General features: G+C 58.3%; 17 protein-coding genes and 3 pseudogenes. 7 read left to right on the top strand and 13 right to left on the bottom strand.

Annotation, left to right across the window (positions count from 1 at the left end):
* Both CH74_RS11895 and CH74_RS11890 read right to left on the bottom strand, forming a co-directional pair.
* A partial coding sequence (locus tag CH74_RS11895) for a MotA/TolQ/ExbB proton channel family protein (protein WP_048307751.1) occupies positions 1–504 on the bottom strand: 504 nt, incomplete at its 3' end.
* Between the two features lie 147 nt (positions 505–651).
* Positions 652–2,901 (bottom strand): DNA internalization-related competence protein ComEC/Rec2, encoded by a 2,250-nt coding sequence (locus CH74_RS11890; RefSeq protein ID WP_048307750.1) that lies wholly within the window; start codon positions 2,899–2,901, stop codon positions 652–654.
* Positions 2,902–3,002: 101 nt separating this feature from the next.
* Here CH74_RS11890 and CH74_RS11885 point away from each other — a divergent pair, with 101 nt between their 5' ends.
* Positions 3,003–3,554 carry a DUF2062 domain-containing protein gene (locus CH74_RS11885; RefSeq protein WP_048307749.1) on the top strand — a complete coding sequence of 184 codons (552 nt, stop codon included), beginning with the start codon at positions 3,003–3,005 and terminating at the stop codon, positions 3,552–3,554.
* A gap of 53 nt (positions 3,555–3,607) precedes the next feature.
* Here CH74_RS11885 and CH74_RS11880 read toward each other — a convergent pair whose 3' ends face one another.
* Positions 3,608–4,300, bottom strand: coding sequence for an ABC transporter ATP-binding protein (locus CH74_RS11880; protein WP_048307748.1), 693 nt, complete (start codon positions 4,298–4,300; stop codon positions 3,608–3,610).
* 8 nt (positions 4,301–4,308) lie between these two features.
* A pseudogene (locus tag CH74_RS11875) lies at positions 4,309–5,549 on the bottom strand (lipoprotein-releasing ABC transporter permease subunit).
* A gap of 171 nt (positions 5,550–5,720) precedes the next feature.
* Here CH74_RS11875 and CH74_RS11870 point away from each other — a divergent pair.
* From CH74_RS11870 to CH74_RS11855, 4 genes are all read left to right on the top strand, one after another.
* The gene (locus tag CH74_RS11870; RefSeq protein ID WP_048307747.1) at positions 5,721–6,773 is read left to right on the top strand and encodes an agmatine/peptidylarginine deiminase; all 1,053 of its coding nucleotides are present in this window, start codon (positions 5,721–5,723) and stop codon (positions 6,771–6,773) included.
* A gap of 27 nt (positions 6,774–6,800) precedes the next feature.
* Positions 6,801–7,724, top strand: coding sequence for a carbon-nitrogen hydrolase (locus CH74_RS11865; RefSeq protein WP_048307746.1), 924 nt, complete (start codon positions 6,801–6,803; stop codon positions 7,722–7,724).
* A gap of 233 nt (positions 7,725–7,957) precedes the next feature.
* Positions 7,958–8,896 (top strand): rhodanese-related sulfurtransferase, encoded by a 939-nt coding sequence (locus CH74_RS11860; RefSeq protein ID WP_048307745.1) that lies wholly within the window; start codon positions 7,958–7,960, stop codon positions 8,894–8,896.
* A 143-nt stretch (positions 8,897–9,039) separates the two neighbouring features.
* Complete coding sequence (locus CH74_RS11855) at positions 9,040–9,903, top strand: DNA replication terminus site-binding protein (protein WP_048307743.1); 864 nt, start codon at positions 9,040–9,042, stop codon at positions 9,901–9,903.
* A gap of 18 nt (positions 9,904–9,921) precedes the next feature.
* Here the strand turns inward: CH74_RS11855 and nqrM are convergent, their stop codons facing one another.
* From nqrM to CH74_RS11810, 9 genes and pseudogenes are all read right to left on the bottom strand, one after another.
* Positions 9,922–10,179 (bottom strand): (Na+)-NQR maturation NqrM, encoded by a 258-nt coding sequence (gene nqrM / locus CH74_RS11850; RefSeq protein WP_048307742.1) that lies wholly within the window; start codon positions 10,177–10,179, stop codon positions 9,922–9,924.
* Positions 10,176–11,246 (bottom strand): FAD:protein FMN transferase, encoded by a 1,071-nt coding sequence (locus CH74_RS11845; protein ID WP_048307739.1) that lies wholly within the window; start codon positions 11,244–11,246, stop codon positions 10,176–10,178. The genes nqrM and CH74_RS11845 overlap by 4 nt, the downstream gene beginning before the upstream one ends.
* Positions 11,243–12,475 carry an NADH:ubiquinone reductase (Na(+)-transporting) subunit F gene (nqrF, locus tag CH74_RS11840; protein WP_048307737.1) on the bottom strand — a complete coding sequence of 411 codons (1,233 nt, stop codon included), beginning with the start codon at positions 12,473–12,475 and terminating at the stop codon, positions 11,243–11,245. Before nqrF ends, CH74_RS11845 begins: the two co-directional genes overlap by 4 nt.
* Before the next feature lie 24 nt (positions 12,476–12,499).
* A complete protein-coding gene (gene nqrE, locus CH74_RS11835; RefSeq protein ID WP_048307734.1) occupies positions 12,500–13,120 on the bottom strand; it encodes an NADH:ubiquinone reductase (Na(+)-transporting) subunit E in 621 nt (206 codons plus the stop codon).
* A pseudogene (locus CH74_RS11830) lies at positions 13,120–13,796 on the bottom strand (NADH:ubiquinone reductase (Na(+)-transporting) subunit D). The gene nqrE and the pseudogene CH74_RS11830 overlap by 1 nt, the downstream one beginning before the upstream one ends.
* Positions 13,797–13,798: 2 nt before the next feature.
* Positions 13,799–14,578, bottom strand: coding sequence for a Na(+)-translocating NADH-quinone reductase subunit C (locus CH74_RS11825; RefSeq protein WP_048307733.1), 780 nt, complete (start codon positions 14,576–14,578; stop codon positions 13,799–13,801).
* Positions 14,578–15,813, bottom strand: a complete 1,236-nt coding sequence (locus tag CH74_RS11820; protein WP_048307731.1) for an NADH:ubiquinone reductase (Na(+)-transporting) subunit B — start codon at positions 15,811–15,813, stop codon at positions 14,578–14,580. Before CH74_RS11820 ends, CH74_RS11825 begins: the two co-directional genes overlap by 1 nt.
* Before the next feature lie 4 nt (positions 15,814–15,817).
* Entirely contained in the window at positions 15,818–17,167 is a 1,350-nt protein-coding gene (locus CH74_RS11815) for a Na(+)-translocating NADH-quinone reductase subunit A (protein WP_048307729.1), read from the bottom strand.
* A 298-nt stretch (positions 17,168–17,465) separates the two neighbouring features.
* Entirely contained in the window at positions 17,466–18,920 is a 1,455-nt protein-coding gene (locus CH74_RS11810) for a glyceraldehyde-3-phosphate dehydrogenase (RefSeq protein WP_048307727.1), read from the bottom strand.
* A 223-nt stretch (positions 18,921–19,143) separates the two neighbouring features.
* Here CH74_RS11810 and mfd point away from each other — a divergent pair, with 223 nt between their 5' ends.
* Together mfd and CH74_RS20040 are read left to right on the top strand one after the other, a co-directional pair.
* The gene (gene mfd, locus CH74_RS11805; RefSeq protein WP_048307725.1) at positions 19,144–22,593 is read left to right on the top strand and encodes a transcription-repair coupling factor; all 3,450 of its coding nucleotides are present in this window, start codon (positions 19,144–19,146) and stop codon (positions 22,591–22,593) included.
* A 45-nt stretch (positions 22,594–22,638) separates the two neighbouring features.
* Positions 22,639–23,789 (top strand): annotated as a pseudogene (locus tag CH74_RS20040) (L,D-transpeptidase family protein).
* The last annotated feature ends 169 nt before the right edge of the window (positions 23,790–23,958 follow it).

Here is a 23,958-nt window from a genome sequence, read left to right as displayed (position 1 = left end):
GGCCGGTATGGCCACGAACAATCCCGCGGCGGTGGTCACCAACGCCTGAGAAATACCGCCGGCTAGATCCGCGGTGCGCTCGACGCCATTGGTGCTGACAATGACGGTAAATACCTTGATCATGCCGACGACGGTACCCAGCAAGCCTATCAGCGGTGTGATCGAGGCAATGGTACCCAAAGGACTCAGATAGCGCGCCATATCGTGAATGACCATCGCCGCGGCTTCCTGAAGCCGTGCCTGCACCTGCTCCTGACCAAAGCGCGCATTGCGCAGCCCTGCCGCCAGCACCGTACCCAAGGGCGAGTGATTTTCCAGCCAGTTCAAGTCGATCTGGCCCTGGCGGATGCGCTCACATACCTCCTGCCCGAGACTGCGAGGCGCAATACGCGCTGCCCGCAGGCTCCAGAATCGTTCGATGACGATTACCGTGGCCAGCACCGAACAGCCAAGGATCGGCAGCATCAGCCAGCCGCCCGCCATCAGCGCATCGAATACATCCATCGATCGGGTCTCCTGCCGCTTATCCGGCATTGTCGATTTGGCCTTCAACGCAAGATGGCGATTCTACCGCAAGGCTCTTGTCTCCGACACCAGTGCCACCGCCTAGACCTTTCGACGGATAAACCACGATAGTGACGCGATCGGTATTTACCCGCAGTCACCCTGCTGACGCGCGCGCTGGGTAGTCACATCGATTGCCGTCTCGCCGCCAAGCTGCAGCGTTATCGCGCCGTCCTCGGCGGTACTCCACAGACAACTCTCCGCGTCGCGAAAGCGTCGCACTACATCGCCATGAGGATGGCCATGAGCATTGCCACGTCCGGCGCTGAAGATCACGTGACGAGGTTGGGTTGCCGCCACCCAGTCGAGAGACGAGCTGGTACGGCTACCGTGATGACCTGCTACCAGCACATCGATTTTCCTGTCCAGGATCTGCGCTATGCGTGCTTCGACGCCAGCCCCGGCGTCACCCGTGATCAACAGACGCTGCCCTCCTGCCTCGACCAACAGCACGCAGGAACGATCGTTACGCTCAAGCATAGCCGGATCATTCACTGGCCAGAGAAAGCGAAACTCGACCCCATCCAGGCGCCAGCGTTCTCCGGCACGACACAAGGAAATCCGTATGCCAAGTGGCTCGACGCCGGGTGACCACCAGCGCCCGACCTGATGCGCTTCGACCAGAGCCGATATCCCACCGGCGTGATCGCTGTCGCTGTGACTGATGATGACGTCATCGAAGCGCTGACCCGTTGGCCACAGGGTCGTAAGCGGCATGAATCCGGAACGAAAGCGCGGCCCGCTATCGTAAAGCAAGCGATGCCTTGCAGTGCGCAACTCGATCAACTGCCCCTGGCCAACGTCATGAATACGCACCCGCAGTTGCCCATCCGTCAGCCGGGTCGGCGACAGGCTGAAAACGAATATAACAAGAAGCGCGCTGCTGCCCCAACGCAAGGGTTTCGAGAACCCCGGCAGCGCCCAAAAAACCGTCAGCAAGATCAGACTCAACGTCACTGGAAGGGTTTGCCAAGGGTCGGGATACCAAAGCGGAGACCAGGCAACGACGGTTTCCAGACTCGCCTGCACGCCATGCGCCAGCATCGAGAAAAGCCACCAACAGATTTTGGCCAGCGGGGGCATCCAAGCCAGCAGCCAACCTGCAAGCCCAAGCGGCACCATCAGGCTACCGACGACAGGAACCGCCAGCAGGTTGATCAGCGGCGCGGCCAGCGCTACCCGATCAAAGGCAAACAGCACCGCTGCGGCCATCAGCGGCGCCAACAGACACTGGCTGCGCACAAGCGCGATGCACCAGCCGCGCCAACCCCTGGGCCGCGAGCGCCCCTGCCAGGCCAGAATCAGCAAGGCCACGGCAATGAAGGAAAGCCACAATCCGGGTCGCCACAAGGCCAAGGGATCGATCAGCACAATGATACCAAGGGCCAGCCACCAAGCTTGCCAGGCCCCCGGCGCATGGCGCCCGCTGGCCACCCAGAGTCCTACCAGGGTCATGATCATGGCCCGCAGGGCCGGCGGTTCAAGACCGGCAAGCCAGGCATAACCGATCGCCGCCAAGGCAGCGCTCCACCAAGGCCAGGCCGCCATGCGCCAGCGTTGCGGCGTCAATAGTCGTGCAATTCCCCGGGAAAGCATGAGCATGAAAAACGCCACTAGTCCCACATGAAGCCCGGAGATCACCATCAGGTGGGTAGTGCCGCTTGCGTTGAGCAGATCCCAGTCTTCCCGGGTCAAACGCTCGCTTACCCCCAGGGTGAGGGCGGCCAACCAGCGCTTGGAAAAATCGTTACCGACATGACGATCAAGATAGGCCAACGCTTCTTTGCGCAGGGTGTTGCGGGAAAGCTGAAGACGCGTCGGTGCCGGAGCGCTGCGCACATAGCCGGTGGCATCGATTCCCTCTCGCCATAGCCAGGCTTCATAGTCGAAGGTGTTAGGATTGGCGAAGCCGCCGGGGGGTCGCAAACGCAGGGTCAATGCCCAAGTCTCGCCCATTTCCAGTGCCGGCGCTTCATACCAGCTGACCCGCACTTGATCCAGTCGATCACAGGCAAGACGCTCTACTTCGATCGCACGACAGGCAATCAATTTCAAGCGTAAGCGCCTGGCATCGCCTTCGTCATCGAACTGGACTATTCGCGCGGTCACGGCAAGGTCCGTGCCCGCAAGACCCGGCGGCAGTATCGAACCCTGAGCCCACAGAATCTGGCTCGCGCTGAAAGACATGACCAGCAACAAAAGGGTGAGCCTGTACCTTGAAGCGGCCAATGCGAGCAGCAACCCGATACAGATGACGGCAAACAGCCCTGGCGGTGCAAGAACGCCCAGGGCGGCGCCCAACAGTGCGGCAAGGGCCAATGGCGCAGCCAGCCCCATAAGCGTTCTCTTGTTGTTTAATCGTTGTTTTAACCCAGGCCGTGGCAGGGCAACGACCATGTATGGATAATGGTACGGGTTCAAAACCAGCGAACGAGACCATGTTGCGCCGACTGCTTCAGCGTCACATACCCCATCAGGACACCTTGAAGCGCAACCGCTCGTTGCGCTTCTTGCATCCAATCATCGCCAATACGTCCCTTTGGATATTGACGCGTCGCTCCGTTGGTAATGCCTTCATGGTGGGATTGTTCTGTGCGCTGCTGCCCATCCCGTTTCAGATGGTGCTGGCTGCCTGCGGCGCCTGGCTTCTGCGCTGCAACCTGCCCCTATGCGTCGGCCTGGTATGGTTGACCAACCCGCTCACCATGCCGGTCATTTTCTATGGCAACTATCGGCTGGGGAGCTGGATTCTTGACACCCCGGTGCAGTCAGCGCCGAATCATCTCAGCACCCACTGGTTCGCCGCCAAGATGGTCGACATATTGCCGGTACTCTTTCTGGGATCGCTGGTATCCGCCGTCGTCATCGGCGTCGTCAGCAATATCGTGGTGCGCCTGATCTGGCGCTGGCAGGTCGCCCGCAGCTGGAAGCGCCGCACCAGGCGGCGCCGTGACCAACGCGAAGCCATTCATCGCAATACGCTTACTTGACCAAGCTTGAGCTGACCCCGGGGCCAGCTAAGGCTCTCGTTAGAAAGACCCGGTCAGGACGTCAGCAGACGCCCCCCATCCAATCTGAGCACCCGATCCTGATGCGCCGCCAGGCTCGGATCGTGGGTGACGATCACGAAAGCGCAAGCGCTCGTTCGCGCCAGCTCGTCCATCAGTCCCAAAATATTCGCTGCGGTGGTCTGATCGAGATTGCCCGTGGGCTCATCCATCAGCATCAGACTCGGGTCGGTAATCAGCGCCCGAGCAATGGCGACTCGCTGGCGCTCCCCACCGGACAGCTCGCCGGGCTTGTGATCGCCCCGAGGCGCCATACCCACCTGCTCGAGTATCGCCATGGCGCGCTTCTCCGCATCCCGGCGTTTGTGACCCCGTACGATCAGCGGCAAGGCGGCATTCTCGCAGGCGGTGAACTCCGCCAGTAGATGATGAAACTGATAGACGAAACCGATGTGGCGGTTGCGAAAACGTCCCATGGCTGCATCGTTGAGCTTGGTCAAGGGCTGGTCGGCGATGGTCACCGACCCTCGGCTGGGATGATCAAGGCCCCCCAGCAGATTGAGCAGCGTGGTCTTGCCGGAGCCGGAGCTGCCTACCACGGCAACCCGTTCTCCGGCGCGCACCTGCAAATCGAGGCCATCCAGCACGGTCACATCCTGTGGGCCCTCATTGTAGACCCGCGTCAGATCCCGACATTCGAGCATCACTGGTTTCGTATCAGCGATCATGGGTGGCCTCACTCGTAACGCAATACTTCGGCTGGCTGGACACGCGCTGCGCGCCAGGCCGGATACAGGGTGGAAAGAAAGCTCAGACCGAAGGCCGCTGCAACGATGGTACCTACATCGCCCCAGTTGAGCCGAGACGGCAGATAGCTGATGAAGTATACGTTGGGGTCGAGAAACTGAATGCCAGAGACCGACTCGAACCAGGCGATGATATCGGACACCGACAGTGCCAGCACGATGCCTAGCGCCACACCAATGGCGATACCGATCACGCCGATCGACAGACCCTGGACGATGAAGATGCCCATGATCGATTTGGGCGTGGCGCCGATGGTGCGCAGGATGGCGATATCCGCGTGCTTGTCCGTCACCACCATGACCAGGGTGGAAACGATGTTGAACGCCGCCACGGCGACAATCACCATCAACAGCAGTCCGATCATGCGCTTTTCCATCTGAATCGCCTGGAAAAGATTGCCGTGAGTGTAGGTCCAGTCCATGCCACGATAGCCATAGCCGAGATCATTGAGGATCGCCTGGGTCTCGTCCTTGGCCAGGAATAGATCGTCGAGCTCCAGGCGTAGCCCGCCGATGGCATCTCCCATGCGCGCCAGGGTCTGCATGTCTTTCATGCTGGCATAGGCTAGATTGGCGTCGATATCCGCCCCAACCTTGAAGATACCGCTGACGGTGAAACGCTTGAGTCGCGGGAACACGCCACCAGGGGTGATCGAGCTTCCGGTACCAGCAGCGTCACCCGATCGCCTACGCCGACCCCCAGGTTACGGGCCAGCAACTCCCCCAGCACCACGTTCCACTTGCCCGGCGCCAGGGAGTCGAGATCACCTTGCTGCATATGGTTGCCGATGATCGACACCCGCTGCTCATAGTCCGGCTCAATGCCGTATACCAGCGCGCCTTCGTTGCGCCCCCCTACCGAGAACATGCCCTGCTGATCCACATAGGGCGCCGCACCGATGACATGCTCGCGCTGACTCAAGCGCTCCGCCAGAGGTTTCCAGTTGGCCATGCCGTCCTGAGCCTCGATGCGCGTATGCGGCACCATGCCCAGCACCCGCGAGCGCAGCTCGTGATCGAAGCCGTTCATGACCGACAGCACCAGAATCAGCACCGCCACACCCAGCATGAGCCCCAGCATGGATGTCAAAGAAATGAATGAGATGAAATGGTTACGTCGTTTGGCGCGCACATAGCGCAGCCCGATCAGAAAGGGTATGCGATCCAACATCAAGTTCGGTTCCTCGTCGGCAGGCGCCTATGGTACGGTTTTTCCCGATCGGGTGCATCGCCTGCACAAACACTGCAACATTGCTTTGCATGTGTCACGCCGAATTCTAAAATGCCGCGACTGCACTGACTCATACCCAACAGGGGCTTTCAAAAGCTTCGAGAAACCATCATGACCATGCGTCTACTTCCCGAATGGCACCCCCAGGATGCCGTACAGCTCACCTGGCCGAGGAGCGACAGCGATTGGGCGCCGCTGCTCGAACGCATTGAAGCAACGCTGGAAGCAATGGTCGTCGCCATTACTCGTTATCAGCGGGTGTTGATCAGCGTTCCCGATCATTCGACCCATGAACGCCTAACCGCGACCTTTCATTACCATGGCGTGCCCATGGAACGCTTGATACTGATCGAGGCTCCTGCCGACGATACCTGGGCTCGGGATCACGGCCCCATCGCCGTGGACCGTGACGGCGATATTGTCCTGCTTGATTATGAATTCACCGGCTGGGGCGGCAAGTTTCCCGCCAGGCAAGACAATGCCTTGACCGGCCGGCTCAGGGCGGCCAGCGTGTTCAAGGCTCAGGTCGTATCCCGTGACCTGGTGCTTGAAGGCGGCGCCATCGAGACGGACGGCCAAGGCACGCTGTTGACCACCGAGGCCTGCCTGCTCAACCCCAACCGTAACCCCAAGTTCGAGCGCCAGGCCATCGAGTCGCGCCTAAAAGAGGATTTCGGCGTCGAGCGCGTCCTGTGGCTGACCCAGGGCCATCTGGAAGGCGACGACACGGACAGCCACATCGATACCCTGGCGCGCTTCTGCGACCCGCAGACCATCGCCTATGTGCGCTGTGACGACAAAGACGACCCTCATTACCCGGCGCTTGCCGCCATGCAAAAAGAGCTCGAAGCGCTGCGCCAGCCCGATGGCACGCCCTATCGTCTGATTCCGCTTCCCTGGCCACGGCCCTGCTTCGATCCGGAAGATGGCCATCGCCTGCCAGCCACCTATGCCAATTTCCTGATCATCAACGGCGCGGTATTGGTGCCCACCTACGGCGACGCGGCGGATACCCAGGCTCTCGATGTACTGGCGACAGCCTTTCCGGGGCGGGATATTGTACCCATCGACTGTCGCAGCGTGATCCGACAGCATGGCAGCCTGCATTGTCTGACCATGCAGCTACCGCTGGGCACCCTGTCAGAGTTTTCCGCCTTCCGCTAAGCCTGCAGAACGACAAGGAGCATCGAAATGAACAAGAATACCGATAATTCTTCCAACAAGACCCTCAAGGTAGGCCTGGTGCAACAACCCGCCTGGCCGGACAAGCAGCGTAGCCTTGAGGCCAGCGAAGCCGGTGTTCGGGAACTGGCCGAGAATGGCGCCGAGCTGGTGCTGTTGCAAGAGCTGCACGCCACCCATTATTTTTGCCAATGCGAGAACGCAGATCTCTTTGATCTTGCCGAGTCCCTGGATGGCCCCACCGCCACTCGCCTTGCGCAACTCGCCAAAGAGCTGAACATCGTGCTGGTCGGTTCGATCTTCGAGCGCCGCGCCGCCGGGCTTTATCACAACACTGCCCTGGTCATGGACCGGGCCCTCGGCCGGGTCGGGCACTATCGCAAGATGCACATTCCTGACGATCCCGGTTTCTACGAGAAGTTCTATTTCACCCCGGGGGACGCAGACGGTGAACAGGGCTTCGAGCCCATCGACACTTCAGTAGGTCGTCTTGGGGTGTTGGTGTGCTGGGATCAATGGTATCCGGAGGCGGCGCGTCTGATGGCCCTAGCCGGCGCCGAACTGCTGCTCTACCCCACCGCCATCGGCTGGCATCCGCCGGACGATCTACCCGAGAAAGGCCGCCAGAAAGACGCCTGGACGATCGTGCAGCGCGCTCACGGGGTGGCCAACGGCCTGCCGGTGCTGGTCGCCAACCGGGCCGGCTTCGAAGAGGACCTGAGCGGGGTCAGCGAGGGCATTCATTTCTGGGGTGGCAGCTTCATTTGTGGCCCGCAAGGGGAACTGCTGGCTCACGCCGGCGACGAGGCTGAAAACCTGCTGGTCGAACTCGATATGGGAAGTAGCGAACAGGTGCGACGTATGTGGCCCTATCTACGTGACCGCAGGATCGATGCCTATGGGGATCTGACTCGGCGCTATCGGGATCGCTGAATCCAATTCCGAGCAGACACAGCTGAAACAAAAAAAGGCATTTGTTTTTGTAGGAGCCCGATTCATCGGGCGATGGCGATATCTCTCATCGCTCGCTGAAGCGAGCTCCCACAAGGTCAAACTCGGCACATCGAGAGGTCGAAAACCGATGCCTTGTCAGCGTAAAATACTGCTCGCTTGAAAAACACGTTCCGGTCCGTCCTTTACGCGGACGACCTACTGGAGACAGTTACATGAATCAGCCAATCGTCGTGGCTGCGCTGTACAAGTTCGTCACCCTCAATGATTTCGAGGCATTGCGGGAGCCACTGCTCGACACCCTCAAGGCCCATGACATCAAGGGCACATTGCTGCTGGCTAAAGAAGGGATCAACGGCACCGTCTCGGGCCGCCGCGAAAGCATCGATGCCCTGCTCAACTGGCTCAAAGCCGATCCACGCTTTATGGAGCTTGATCACAAGGAGTCTTACTGCGACGAACAGCCCTTCTATCGCACCAAGGTCAAGCTCAAAAAAGAGATCGTGACTCTTGGCGTCCCGAATGTGGACCCAAATCAAACGGTTGGGACCTACGTGGAGCCTCGGAACTGGAACGATCTGATCAGTGATCCAGAGGTACTGGTGATCGATACTCGTAACGATTATGAAGTCGAGATCGGCTCCTTCAAGGGGGCGATCAATCCCGATACAAAGTCGTTTCGCGAGTTCCCAGAATACGTCAAAGCGCATTACGATCCATCAAAGCACAAGAAAGTTGCCATGTTCTGTACCGGCGGCATCCGCTGTGAAAAGGCCTCAAGCTTCATGCTCAACGAAGGCTTCGATGAGGTCTATCACCTCAAAGGAGGTGTTCTCAACTACCTTGAGCAGGTCCCGGAATCGGAGTCCCTGTGGCAGGGCGACTGCTTTGTCTTCGATAATCGCGTGACCGTGCGCCATGATCTCAGCGAAGGGGAGTTCGATCAGTGTCACGCCTGCCGCCGCCCTATTTCTGCCGAGGATCGCGCATCAGAATATTACTCGCCTGGTGTGAGCTGCCCACACTGCTGGGATTCGCTCTCGGAGAAGACTCGAGCCGGTGCCCGGGAACGGCAAAAGCAGATCGAATTGGCCAAGGCGCGCAATGAGCCCCACCCTATCGGTCGTGATCCCCGCGAACTCGCCAAGACCTGAGACAAATAAGCCGACGCCTTTTCACGGGTGTCGGCGAATTTACAGGCATGGACAAACTCCTTGCTGATCGGATTGTGCATGACTAATGACAATACCGAATGCGATCGCTAATATAACGGTATAAAAGGCAAAGGAATGATTTAATGGATCTTCAGTATCGTCTGCTTGCGGAACTTGAAGCCGCGTTCGATCATCTAGTCGAGCGCATCGATGCGCTACTCGATGTCTATACCGCAAGCCCTGGTAAGGCCTGGGCGCTGGAGTCGCCACGACCAGATGCGCAGTGGCTGCGCCAGGTGCTGCTCGATTTCTGGTATCAAGATGGTCAGGACGGCCGGGTAACCCGCAGCTATGTAGGTTTGATCGCCGCTAGCGAAGCGCTGCTGGATGAAGTGGTCGAGGTCAATGCAGCAAAAAGCCAATTCGCGGCGATATTGGCAAGGATACGTGAACAGGCCGCCTTGTTGATTCCGGAAATCAAAACGGTCCTTCCTTTTCGTCACCCGGCACTGCACGATCATCTGCGAGGGCAAGGGCTGGCGCGGCTGCATCTAAAGCAGTGCTGGCGGCATTTACCGGTTGCGGATGCGCCATTGTCCCGGGTGCGCCTGGCCTGGTACACCAGCGGCCGTTCCATCAAGCGCCTTAGCGTGCGTGAAGCCGAACAAAAATTGCTTACCCTGGACAGCGATGCGCCTCATGTGCGGATTCAACTCAAACGCTTGGCTGGCATACCCGACGGTGAACCGCTGGCTCAAGTACAACGCCAGGCGCCGGTCATGCGCGCCAATCTGTTTTTCCGAGAACCGCTGGCGGATGGCCGCTCTCGCCGGGCAATGAATCTGCCTCTACCGCTTTTCATCCCGGCACCGGAGGGGCAACTACCCGACTACAATCAGCCACTGCCTCGACCGCCTCAAGGGCGCACTCGCGCTAAACGCAGCGACGAGCGCCTGGAAGAGGACGTCTTCTTGCCCAGCATTCGGGTATTTCGCTACCGCGCCTAACCCAAATCTGGCGCTCTTTCAGCGCCGAGTGGCATCATAGCCCAGGTCAGCACCGCGCTTCTCATCCGCTCGGCGCTGAGCCATGGCGTTTTGCTTGCGGTTTTCCTCTTCGCACACCTCATCCTTGCCGCCGCAGATATCGCAGCCGTCCTTGAGGCCCAGATTATTGAGCCCACCGCAGGAGCCGGCGATGGGTTTGCGACCCATCAAGACTCCGATGGACATGGCTCCTATCACTAGCAGCATGAATCCCAATACCAGTATCCAAAGCGTCATGTCGCTTCCTCCTCATTTACCGGCTCGTCCAAGTAAGGCTCAAAGGACGAGCTCATGCGCGTTACGAAGCCTTCTTCCTCTCTGACAATGAAGTAGACCGCCAGGTTTTCCTTTTCCGCCAGTTTCAGACCCGCATCGGCTCCCATCACGGTAAAGGCCGTCGCCAGGGCATCCGCAGTGGCGCTGCGTTCGGTGATGACCGTCACTGAGGCGACACGATTGTCGATAGGTCGACCGGTACGTGGATCGATGGTGTGAGAATAGCGTACGCCATCCGCTTCGAAATAGTTACGATAATCGCCAGAAGTCGCGACGGCCGCCGCTTCGAGATCAATGATGCGCTGCGCGCTGCGCTCGTTGGAAACGGGCTTTTCCACGGCGATGCGCCACGGGCTATCGTCGGGTTTGTGGCCATGGGTACGGATCTCACCGCCTACTTCGACCAGATAGTGAGTGACGTCACTGGTTTCGAGAAAGTCCGCCATCTGATCCGTGGCATAGCCCTTGGCAATGCCCGACAAATCGACATAGACCGGCTTAGTCTTGCTGAGAATGCCGTCCTTCAGCTGCAGTGCGGTAACGTCGACCCGGGACAGTGCTTCTTTCAGCGTATTGGTATCAGGTACTTCTTCGGGCCGACCCTCTGGACCGAATCCCCATAGATTGACCGCCGGCCCGACCGTCACGTCAAAGGCGCCATCGGAAAGCCGAGCTATACGCTGTGACTCACGAACGACCTCCGCCGTAGAGGGTGATACGAAGAAGGGAACACCCACCGGGAATCGGTTGAAACGCGACAGCTCGGAGTCATCCCGATAGGTCGACATCAGTGCGTCGACTCGCTCGAGTTCGGCGCGTATGCCGGATTCGAGCCGGGTCTGGTCGTTCTCATCCAGATCCGCATAGACGGTGACATGGTAGCCGGTGCCGAAGATCGGCCCTTGGAATCGATGCTCTTCAGGCCCGTTGTCGCAACCGGCCAACAACACAATTACCGAGGCCATCAACGACAGGGCCAGCCCTCTTGAGGCCGGCCCTGTGAACTTTCGATAAGCCGCTTTGATCATCCGCCGAAGTCATCCAACATGATGTTTTCCGGTTCGACCCCCATGTCGGTCAGCATCTTGACCACGGACGCGTTCATCATGGGCGGTCCGCACATGTAATACTCGCAGTCTTCCGGCGCGGGATGATCCTTGAGATACATGTCGTACAGGACGTTGTGAATAAAGCCGGTTGGGCCTTCCCAATTGTCTTCAGGCAGCGGATCTGAAAGCGCTAGATGCCAATCAAAATTGTCGTGAGCCTTGGCCAGCTCATCGTACTCCTCGTTGTAGAAGGTCTCGCGCCAGGAGCGCGCGCCGTACCAGAACGTCATCTTGCGCGAAGAGTTCAAGCGCTTGAGCTGATCGAAGATATGGCTGCGCATGGGCGCCATACCCGCACCGCCACCGATAAAGACCATTTCCGCATCGGTATCCTTGGCAAAGAACTCACCGAAGGGCCCCATTACAGTGACCTTGTCACCAGGCTTGAGGGAGAACACATAGGTCGACATCAACCCCGGCGGATAGTCACTATTGGGCGGCGGCGTGGCGATACGGATATTGAACTTGAGCAGGCCTTTCTCTTCCGGATAGTTGGCCATGGAGTAGGCACGAATGATCTCTTCGTTATTCTTGTGGGAGATATCGAAGATGCCGAACTTCTCCCAGTCACCGCGATACTCTTCCTCAATATCGAAGTCTGAGAACTTGATATCGTAGGGCGGTGCCACAAGCTGCACGTAGCCCCCTGCACGGAAAGCCACTTCTTCACCTTCCGGCAGCTTGAGATTGAGTTCTTTGATGAAGGTGGCAACGTTGGGGTTGGATGTGACTTCACATTCCCATTTCTTGACCCCGAACACCTCCTCCGGCACCTCGATCTTCATGTCCTGCTTGACCGGTACCTGACAGGAAAGCCGCCAGCCTTCCTTCTTCTCCCGCATGGTGAAGTGCGATTCTTCGGTAGGCAGAATCGAGCCGCCCCCCTCGGAAATACGGCACTTGCACTGGGCACAGGAGCCGCCGCCGCCACAGGCGGAGGACAAGAAGATGCCATTTGACGCCAAGGTCTGTAGCAGCTTTCCACCCGCTTGAGTGGTCATCGTATTGTCCGGATCGTCGTTGATCTCGATCGTGACGTCGCCGCTACTGACCAGACGGCTGCGTGCTGCCAGAATCACCAGCACCAGCCCGATGACGATCACAGTGAACATGATCACACCGAGCAAGATTACAGATATATCAACCATGTCGATTTCCTATCCTCATTGGCTTTATAGCTGGACACCGGAGAAGGACATGAAGCCCAGCGACATCAGCCCGACGGTAAGGAAGGTGATTCCCAGCCCTTGCAGACCGGCCGGTACATCACTGTACTTGAGCTTTTCACGAATGCCCGCCAAGGCGGTAATCGCCAGCGCCCAGCCGATGCCGGCACCGGCACCATAGACGATGGATTCACCAAAGCCGTAGCTGCGCTCTGCCATGAACAATACCGCCCCGAGAATCGCACAGTTGACCGTAATCAACGGCAGGAAAACCCCAAGGGTGTTGTAAAGCGCCGGTACGAATTTATCGAGGAACATCTCAAGGATCTGCACCATGGCGGCGATGACACCGATATAGCTCAGGAGCCCCAAGAAGGAGAGGTCGATATTCTCGGCGCCTTCCAGGCCAGTCCAGGTTAGGGCCCCCTCTTCCAGCAGATAATGCAGAATCAAGTTATTGGCCGGTACCGTAATGGTCAGCACCACGATTACAGCAATGCCAAGCCCGATGGCGGATGAGACCTTCTTGGAAACCGCCAGGAAGGTACACATGCCCAAAAAGAACGCCAGGGCCATGTTTTCGACGAAGACCGCCTGGACGAATAGGCTGAGATAATGGCCAAGCATTACGCGGTCTCCTTGATCTTGGTTTTACTGTTGGAAACGATACGGTATTCGGTCTTCTCCACCTGGTCCGGATTGAAGGAACGGAGTATCCAGATCAACAGACCGATAACGAAGAACGCTGAAGGCGGCAGCAGCATCAAGCCATTGGGCACATACCAGCCACCGTTTTGTACCGCTGGCAGAATGGTAAGGCCGAACACGCTGCCAGAGCCGAGCAGTTCCCGCACGAAGCCGACAAACAGCAGGATTACAGCGTAACCCAGACCATTGCCCACACCGTCGAGGAAGCTCATGACCGGGCCATTTTGCATGGCGTAGCTTCGGCACGTCCCATGACGATACAGTTGGTGATGATCAGCCCGACGAACACCGATAGCTGCTTGGACATCTCATAGGCATAGGCCTTGAGCACCTGATCCACCACGATCACCAGAGACGCAATGATGGTCATCTGCACGATGATGCGGATGGATGAGGGAATGTGGTGACGAAGCAAGGACACGAAGAGGTTGGAGAACGCGGTAACCACGATCACGGCAATCCCCATGACCAGGGACACGCTCATCGAGTTGGTGACCGCTAGCGCGGAACAGATCCCCAACACCTGCAAGGCGATGGGGTTGTTCTTGAACACCGGCGATAACAGAACACTTTTTGGAGTATCAGAGGCAGCCATGCTTACGCTTCTCCTTGTGTGTTGTCATGGAAACGCGCGAGGTACTCGGCAAAACCCGCTTCGCTGAGCCAGAATTGCAACATATTGGTGACACCACGACTAGTCAGGGTGGCACCGGATAGCGCGTCTGCTTCGTATTCGGAGTCGGCACCGCCCTTCACCAGGCGAATTTCCGGCTGCGTTTCACTGTAGCTGTAGTCATAGATTTTCTTGCCGTCCCACTGTGCTTTCCAGCGCGGATTGTCTACCTCGCCGCCAAGCCCAGGGGTTTCCGAGTGATCATAGTAAGACAAGCCAACGATGGTGTTGCCATCGCCCTTGAGCGCCAGGAAGCCACGCATCAGACCCCAGAGACCCTGACCGCGAATCGGCAGAATGATCTCGTTGGGATTCTCGGCGTCCCCTACCAGATAGACCGTGGAAAAAGTCTCCTGGCGGATGAGCCCTGCCGGATCATCGCCGGACAGGGTTCGAGACGTGGCCGGGTCCTTGGAAGCATCGAACTGATTGAAGGTCTCGGGATCGAGATCTTCGGAGTACTCACCGGTCTCGAGATTGATCACTCGGGATGTGATCTTGTCCTTGAACACCTGATTGACATCGACACCCGGCTCGTAGAGTCCGGCAACCTGCAGGATATTGCTCTTGCGATCAAGCTCCTGATTCAACTGCTGAGTCGGTCGTAGCGCCACCGCGGCGGTGGAAACGATGACGGAGCAGACGATACACAACGCCAGGGCAACCCCCAGCGTTTTCTTGATCGAGTTGTTGCTTGCTGCCATCAGGCGATCTCCTCGGTAGTCGGCGTAAAGGCTTTCTCACGCTTCTGGCGACGCTTGATATTGGCTTGCACGACGAAGTGATCGATCAGCGGTGCAAACAGATTGGCGAACAGAATCGCCAGCATGATGCCTTCCGGGAATGCCGGGTTGACAACGCGGATGAGTACCGTCATCACCCCGATCAAGGCGCCGAAAATCAGCTTACCGGGATTGGTCATGGAGGCGGAAACCGGGTCGGTCGCCATGAAGACCAGACCGAAGGCAAAACCACCCACGACTAAATGCCAGTACCAAGGCATGGCAAACATCGAGTTGGTGTCAGAACCAATGAGGTTGAGCAACAGCGACATTCCCACCATGCCGATGAAGACCCCCAGCATGATTCGCCAGGAGGCAACGCGGGTCAGCAACAGCACCGCCGCCCCCAGTAAAATCGCCAGGGTCGAGACCTCACCGATGGAACCGGGCACGAAACCAAGGAAGGCGTCCCACCAGCTGTATTGATCCGTCATGCCGGACATGCCGTCCGTGACCGTCATGGAAAGCGCCGTCGCTCCGGTATAGCCATCCGCAGCCACCCAGACCGCATCACCGGAAATCTGTGCCGGATAGGCAAAATAGAGGAAAGCCCGCCCGGTCAACGCCGGATTCAGGAAGTTCTTGCCGGTACCGCCAAAGATCTCCTTGCCAATCACGATACCGAAAGTGATACCCAATGCCACTTGCCACAGCGGAATGGTAGCCGGAAGAATCAAGGCATAAAGCACGGAGGAAACAAAGAAACCTTCGTTGATTTCATGGCCACGCTTGACGGCGAACAGTACTTCCCAGAAACCGCCGACGACGAAGGTCACCAGGTAGATAGGCAGGAAGTAAGACGCACCGAGCACGAAATTGGCCCAGATGCTGCCGGGCTCATGACCGCTGGTCAGCGCCATGGTCACCGCTTCGCGCCATCCTCCCAGAGCACCATAGCCATCGGCGATCGCCAGGTTGGCTTGCAGACCGGCGTTGTACATACCAAAGAACATCGCCGGAAAGGTGCACATCCATACCGTGATCATGATGCGCTTCAGATCGATACCATCACGCACGTGGGCCGTCCCCTTGGTGACGTCCGGCGGCGAATAGAAAATGGTATCTACGGCTTCGTAGAGCGCATAAAACTTCTCGTAGCGGCCACCCTTGTGGAAATGGGGCTCGAGATTGTCGAGTGATTTGCGGATACCCATCATCGAATTAGGCCTCTTTCTCGATCGTGGTGAGGTTGTCGCGCAGGATAGGGCCATACTCGTACTTGCCAGGACAGACGTAGGTGCAAAGCGCCAAGTCCTCTTCGTCCAGCTCGAGGCAACCGAGCTGCATGGCGTCTTCGATATCACCGACGATCAGCGAGCGCAGTAGCTGAGTCGGAAGAATATCCAGGGGCATGACCTTCTCATAGGCACCGATAGGTACCATGGCACGCTCGGAACCGTTGGTCGAGGTGTCCGGCGCATACTTGGGGAGTCCCAAGAACTGAGAGACGTAGATTCCCATGATTGAGTGACGATTGCGTCCCGGGGACAACCAGCCCATGAAAGAACGCTTGTTGTTCTCTTCGAGCAATGAGAACTGGGAATGAAAACGCCCCAGGAAGCGGCGCGAACCTTCCGCCGTAAAGCCGCCGAACACCGAACCGGAAATCACACGAGTCTCTTCGGGTTCGATGATTTCGTTCTCGAGTAGTTCCGCACTGCTGGCCCCCACTCGAGTCCGAAGTAGCCGTGGCTGCTGGGCTCGAGGCCCACCCACTGCGACTATCCGCCGCAGATCCAGGCGCCCTTCGGTGAACAAAGTACCGATCGCCATGACGTCCTGGTAGCCGATGTACCAGACCTGACGCTTCAAACCTACCGGTGACAAAAAGTGAATGTGAGTGCCCGGCAAGCCCGCCGGATGCAGGCCGGCAAATGTCTCGACTTGAACGCCATCTACATCGCCCCCGGGTAAATCCACATCCGGCCCCTGGCAAAGATACACTTTGCCCGGCGTCAGATGCTTGAGCACCTTGAGACCATTGGCAAACGCCTCGGGGTTCTCGTTGATGATCACCGCTGGATCCGCGGACAGCGGATGCGTATCGATAGCGGTGACGAAAATATCCGCCGGTACCGCCTCGAGCTCAGGGGTGCGTGAGAAGGGGCGCGTACGCAGCGCCGTCCAAAGCCCGGACTCGACCAGCTGATCGACTACCACTTGGCGCTCGAGAGTAGCCAAGGCATCGACACCGTGGGCCTTGAACTCGATCGCTTCTTCAGTATCGTCGAGACGAATCACCACGGATAGCAGCATGCGCCGCTCACCCCGGTTGATGGCAACCACCTCTCCAGCGCCAGGGGCAGTGAAGCACACGCCGGGAATCTTCTTGTCGGTGAACAGGAGCTGGCCCTGCTTGACCCGATCGCCTTCCTTGACCTCCATGGTCGGCTTCATACCGACATAGTCAGGTCCTAGAATCGCCACATGACGAACGGGCGTGGCCTCGTGGATACGCTGCTCCGGAGCCCCAACGATCGGGAGATCCAGGCCTCGTTTGACTTCGATCATAGTCTCGCCCAGTTATCTGTTCTGATAGTAGAAATAACAATAAATACAGCGAGCGTTAGCTCCAGCCTGCGGTCATATCATGCCGTATTCCGCCAAGAATGATTAGGCGGCTTCGTTTTTTTCTTATCAGAGGGTTGTCTTGGACGGTTCGCGATCAAACGAACCGCAGCAAAAAGTCGCCATCATTATAAAGAGGCACGGTTAGAAAGACCACATGATCAAAGGTCGGGTTTGATGGATAGAACGGGGTCTAAACAACCGATCGCCCCCAGAAAGGGGGCGAAAGAAGAGGATTTGATTAGTCGCGAGCGACCGGCAGGTATTTGAAGCGAACGTTGGACATGTATTGCAAAAGTCGCACCACCTGGCAGCTGTAACCGAACTCGTTGTCGTACCAGACATACAGCACTGCGTTGGTGTCGTCGACGATGGTCGCTTTGGCGTCCACGATGCCCGCATGACGATTACCGACGAAGTCCGAGGAAACGATCTCCGGGGAATCGACATAATCGATCTGCTTGTTCATCGGTGAATGCACAGCCATCTGACGCAGATAATCGTTGACGCTGTCCGTATCCGTGCCCTTCTCAAGGTTGAGATTGAGAATCGCCATGGAGACGTTGGGTGTCGGCACGCGAATGGCATTGCCCGTCAGCTTGTTGGAAAGCTCGGGTAGCGCTTTGGCCACCGCCTTGGCCGCACCGGTCTCGGTCAACACCATGTTCAGCGGCGCACTGCGACCACGACGATCGCCCTTATGGTAGTTGTCGATCAAATTCTGATCGTTGGTGTAAGAATGCACCGTCTCCACGTGGCCATGCTTGATACCGTACTCGTCGTTGATGGCCTTGAGCACCGGCACGATGGCATTGGTGGTACAGGAGGCGGCAGAAATGATGCGCTCGCCGTCGCCAATGTCGCCGTGATTGATGCCGTAAACGACGTTCTTGAGATTGCCCTTGCCTGGCGCGGTCAGCAGCACCTTGGCTACACCCTTGCACTGCAAGTGCTGGGAAAGCCCTTCTTCGTCCCGCCACTTGCCGGTATTGTCGACGACGATGGCATTATTGATGCCATAGGCAGTGTAATCGACTTCCGCAGGGGAATTCGCGTGAATGACCTTGATGTAGTTGCCGTTGGCGATCAGCGCGCTGTTCTCCTGATCGACACTGATAGAGCCCGCGAAAGGCCCATGTACGGAATCCCGACGCAAAAGACTTGCACGCTTCTCGAGATCGTCCCCGGAACCGCGCACGACGATGGCGCGCAGGCGCAGCAGGTTACCCCCGCCGGCCTTTTCGATGAGGATGCGCGCCAGGATACGACCGATACGACCGAAACCGTACAGCACTACATCCTTTGGTTCACCGCCCATGCCGTTGGCGCTATGGCCACCGACGATGTCGGAAAGCTCTTCTTTCAGATACGCCTCGACATCGTTACGACCGCTATTTTTGAAAGCGACCGCCAGCCGACCCAGATCAATATGCGCCGGTGCAAGCTCAAGCTCCGTCATCGTCTTGACCAGAGGAAAGGTATCGCGAACGGAAAGCTCGGTTCCTTCGACTCTCTTCACGTAGCGATGATTCTTGATGATGCGCAAAACCGAGCGATTGATCAGTGAGCGGCCGTAGAGGGATGGCACGACGTTATACTTGCGATAGAGTTTGCCAAGCAGCGGGATCATCTCTTCAGCAAGCGCTTCATTGTCCTGCCATTCCTGGAAATAGTTATCGAGCTTTTCCTGACTCACGGGGCCTTACCTCACTGATGCATGAATAAATTGGGGGCCATTATCCTTATCCCTTGGGGATGACCGCAATCGCTGTATAGTCGCAGGTGCTGTAAGACCACTACAGAAACCGGGATTTGACTACAAGCATTAATTAGCGCAAGGGCGCTTCAGCGCTTTCTCGTTACCGCGTCAAGACTGTTATCATCCTACTCACTCTCAATGCTTTGCGTTCAAATCGTCGATGCCGAACTTTTCTCCGTTAGCCCCACCCCAACCTGCCGGATCACGCGAAACTCTCTATTGGCAAGCCCCGCAAGGCTGCGCCACTGCCCTGGCGCTCGCCCGGCTGGCCGATAGCGCACCGCTTCTAGTGATCACTCGGGATACCGCCGCGCTGCAGCGCCTGGAAAGCGCCCTGCGCTTTTTTGCCAAGGTGCCGGTACTGCCGTTTCCCGATTGGGAAACGCTGCCCTACGACAGCTTCTCGCCCCATCAGGACATCGTTTCCGAGCGCCTGCGCACCCTGCGCCGGCTTCAGGAAGCACAAAATGGCATCGTGCTGGTGCCGATCAACACCCTGATGCAGCGCCTGCCGCCAAGTGACTACATCGCCGGGCGGGTGCTGACCTTGAACGTCGGCATGACCATCGATCGCGAAGGCTTTCGCGAAAAGCTCTCCCGGGCCGGCTATCGCGCCGTCGAGACCGTCTACGAACCCGGCGAATACGCCCTGCGCGGCGCCCTGATCGATCTGTACCCCATGGGCAGCACGGCTCCACTGCGCATCGATCTGTTCGATGACGAGATCGACACCCTGCGCTACTTCGATCCGGATACTCAGCGCAGCGGCGACAAGGTCGAAGGGGTCGAGCTGCTACCAGCCCATGAATACTCTCTGTCTCGCTCTGCTATCGCCTGTTTCCGTGAAGGCTTTGAAACCCTCTTCGACGTCGACCCGCGCCAGTGCCCGCTCTACAACGATGCCCTCAAGGGCATCCCCGCTCCGGGGCTCGAGCAGTATCTGCCGCTATTTTTCGAGGAAACCGCGACCCTGTTCGACCATCTGGCCGAAGGCACCCAGGTAGCGCTGATGCCCGGCGTGTTCGAGGCGGCGGAACATCACTGGGCGTCCATTCAAAGTCGCTACGAAAACCTGGGAGTCGATCCCACCCGGCCCTTGTTGCCACCGGCCCGAGCGTTCATTCCGGTGCCCGACATATTTGCCGCAATCAAGGCCAAGCCCCGAGTCGCCCTGGTCGAGGACGACGAACACGCCCATGCCCATCGCCCTTTGACTCAGGCCCCGCCTCGGGTTGCCATCAACGCTCGTGCCCAGAAACCGCTGGCCACTCTCGACGAGTTTCTATCCTCTCACCGTGATACCCGAGTGCTGTTCGTCGCCGAGTCTCGTGGCCGGCGGGAAGCGCTGGAAGAAACCCTTGGCGTGCTGAAGCTGGAGCTACCCCATGTGGATGGCTGGCAGGCATTTCTGGACAGTGACGCGACGCTTGCCATCACGGAAAGCGAGCTCGATGAAGGCCTGTGGCTTGCGGACCCGGCCCTTGTCGTCGTGACGGAAACGGAGCTGTTCGGTGAGGTGGTGCGCCAGACCCGACGTCGCGAGAAAGCCACGGACGATAACGAACTAGCGGTACGTCATCTTTCCGAGCTTCGTGTTGGCGCCCCGGTAGTGCATCAAACCCATGGCGTAGGTCGCTATCAAGGGCTTGAAGCGATCGAGGCAGGCGGCCAGGCAGCAGAGTTCGTGGCGCTGGAATACGCGGGTGGCGCCAAGCTCTATGTGCCCGTGGACAACTTGCATCTCATCTCTCGCTACGCCGGTGCCTCTGACGAACTTGCACCGCTGCACAAGCTGGGCTCGGACACCTGGGACAAGGCCAAAAAGAAGGCCGCAGAGAAGATTCGCGACACCGCCGCGGAGCTGCTTGATGTCTATGCCCGCCGCGAGGCAAGAGAGGGCTTTGCCTGCACGGAACGCGGCGAAGAGTATCAGCGCTTCGCCGCTAGCTTCCCGTTTGAGGAAACGCCGGATCAGCGCGCCGCCATTCATGCGGTGATCGGCGACATGATGGCGCCCCGCCCCATGGACCGGGTGGTCTGCGGCGATGTCGGCTTCGGCAAGACCGAAGTCGCCATGCGCGCCGCCTTTCTGGCGGTACACTCCGAGCGTCAGGTGGTGGTGCTGGTGCCCACCACTCTGCTCGCTCAGCAACATTTCGACAATTTTCGCGACCGCTTCGCCGACACTGCCGTACAGGTCGAGTTGATCTCCCGCTTCACCGGCGGCAAAGGGCAGGCGGAGTCCTTGAAACGCATCGAGGATGGTCGGGCGGACATCGTCATCGGCACCCATAAATTGCTGTCGAAGTCGATGAAGCTTCCCAACATGGGGCTATTGATCATCGATGAAGAGCACCGCTTCGGGGTGGCACAAAAAGAGCGTTTGAAAAGCCTGCGTGCGGAAGTGGATATTCTGACCCTGACCGCCACGCCCATCCCGCGCACCCTGAACATGGCCATGAGCGGCATGCGGGATCTGTCCATCATCGCCACGCCGCCGGCCCGACGCCTGTCGGTGAAGACCTTTGTTCAGCAGCGCAACGAACCGGTGATAAAAGAGGCGATCCTGCGGGAAATCCTGCGGGGCGGTCAGGTCTACTTTTTGCACAACGAGGTCAAGACCATCGAACAGGCGGCCCAGAAGGTACGAGACATGGTACCGGACGCTCGAGTCGCGGTGGCCCACGGCCAGCTGCCGGAGCGCTCTCTGGAACGCATCATGTCGGACTTCTATCACAAGCGCTTCAACGTGCTGGTGTGTTCCACCATCATCGAAACCGGCATCGATGTGCCCAGCGCCAATACCATCCTCATCGAACGCGCTGACAAGTTCGGCCTGGCGCAGTTGCACCAGCTGCGCGGGCGCGTGGGCAGGAGCCATCACCAGGCCTACGCCTATCTGCTGACGCCGCCGCCCAAGGCCATCACCAAGGATGCCCTCAAACGACTCGAAGCCATCAGCCAAGCGGAGGACCTGGGAGCCGGCTTCACCCTGGCCAGTCACGACATGGAGATTCGCGGAGCCGGTGAACTGCTCGGCGACGAGCAGAGCGGGCAGATGGAAACCATCGGCTACAGCCTCTACATGCAGATGCTCGATCGGGCGGTGAAGGCGATTCGTGCCGGCAAGACCCCTAACATCGAGGCGCCCCTGGACGAAGGCGTGGAGGTCAGCCTCAACCTGCCTGCGTTGATTCCCGACGACTATCTCCACGATGTGCAACAGCGTCTGATCATGTACAAACGCATCAGCAATGCGGAGAACGAAGCGGAACTCAGGGAACTGCAGGTCGAGATGATCGATCGCTTTGGCCTGCTGCCGCCCCCGGTCAAGACACTGTTCCGACAGACCCAGCTGCGCCAGCGCGCGGAACGCTTAGGCATAGTGCGCCTGGAAGCTGGCCCCGAGCGCGGCCGTGTGATCTTCGGCGGTGCGCCGGTGGTGGAGCCGATGACCCTGGTGGATCTGATTCAGCGCGACCCGGCCCATTACCGGCTGGACGGCGCGGATACGCTGCGCTTCGAACTCGAGATGGAAACCCCCGAGGCTCGCCTGCAGGCCATTGATGGACTTCTTGATACGCTGAACCGTAAAGCGCAGGCAGCCTAAAAAAACAACGGCTATCGTCGATCAGACGATCGAAATATACTCAAGATGGCGGTGGCCACTGAATCATGGGATTGGACAGGTCATAATATGCGCTTAATACAGATATCGTCGCGAATTGGGCTGGTCTTCGGCCTGCTCGCCTTGCCCTCTTTCTTACTGGCGGCGCAAGACGCAAATACAAACGCGAACGTAGAGGCAGAGATAAACGAGGATACGACTCGTCAAGCGGGCATCGAACACTATTCGCTTCGCGAAAAAAGTGATGTGGTCGGACGGATGCGAACCGTCAAAGCACGCAAGGACGATACCCTGATCGACATTGGCCGTCGCTACGGTATCGGCTACGAGGAGATGCGGCGTGCCAATCCGGAGGTCAGCGTTTGGCTGCCCGGTGAGGGTACGGAAATCGTCATTCCGACCCGATTCATTCTGCCGCCGGGCCCTCGGGAGGGCGTGGTGGTCAACGTGGCGGAAATGCGGCTCTACTATTATCCGCCGGTCAAGCAAGGCGAAACCCCAGAGGTCGAGACTTACCCGGTAAGCGTCGGGCGCATGGACTGGAAAACGCCGCTGGGCGAGACGACGATCACCGCCAAGGCCAAGGACCCCGCCTGGTATCCGCCCGCATCGGTCATTAAGGAGCACGCGGAAGATGGCCGTCCGCTGGGTCGCGTCGTTCCCCCAGGTCCTGACAATCCCCTGGGCCGGCATGTATTACGCCTGAACATCCCCAGCTATCTCATTCATGGCACCAATCGCCCGGAGGGGTCGGGATGCGGGTGACCCATGGCTGCATTCGCATGCTGCCCGAGGATATCGAGAGCCTGTTTTCGCGCTTGCCGGTAGGGACCAAGGTGCGTCTGATCAACTCCCCCATCAAGATTGGCTGGTCGCAAAGCGGCATTTTGAACGTTCAGGCCTATCCTTCTCTGGATAAAGAGGACACGCCGATTCAGCGCCTGGATGAAGCATTTGCCGCTGTATCGAAGGCCGTCGAAGGCCAGCGGTATCCGGTGGATTTTGCGCGTCTGAAACGCGTGGTGGGGGATGCCACCGGCATGCCCGAATCACTGATATTGGTGGAGCTGCCTTTCGTGATAAAGCGCAGAATCAACGATCCTCTCTTTGATAATCTCGAGCTTCGCGAATCGATATACAGCCGCCTTGAAGTGGACGCAAAAAAAGACGATGCCTGAACCGAACATCGCTCTTCTTTAAGCGGCATTTGCAAAACTTGTCAGAAACATGAAAGCCCTGCCTAGGCAGGGCTTTCATGTTGTAATCCACGTCATGGCATCTCGATGAGATGTCATGATCAAAAGATCACTTACGCATGGAACGCTCGAACATCCGATCCATTTCCTG

Source organism: Halomonas sp. PR-M31 (genome assembly GCF_001039575.1).
GTDB lineage: Bacteria > Pseudomonadota > Gammaproteobacteria > Pseudomonadales > Halomonadaceae > Modicisalibacter.
Note: the sequence above shows the minus strand (reverse complement) of the source record. Positions and strands in the feature narration are given on the sequence as shown.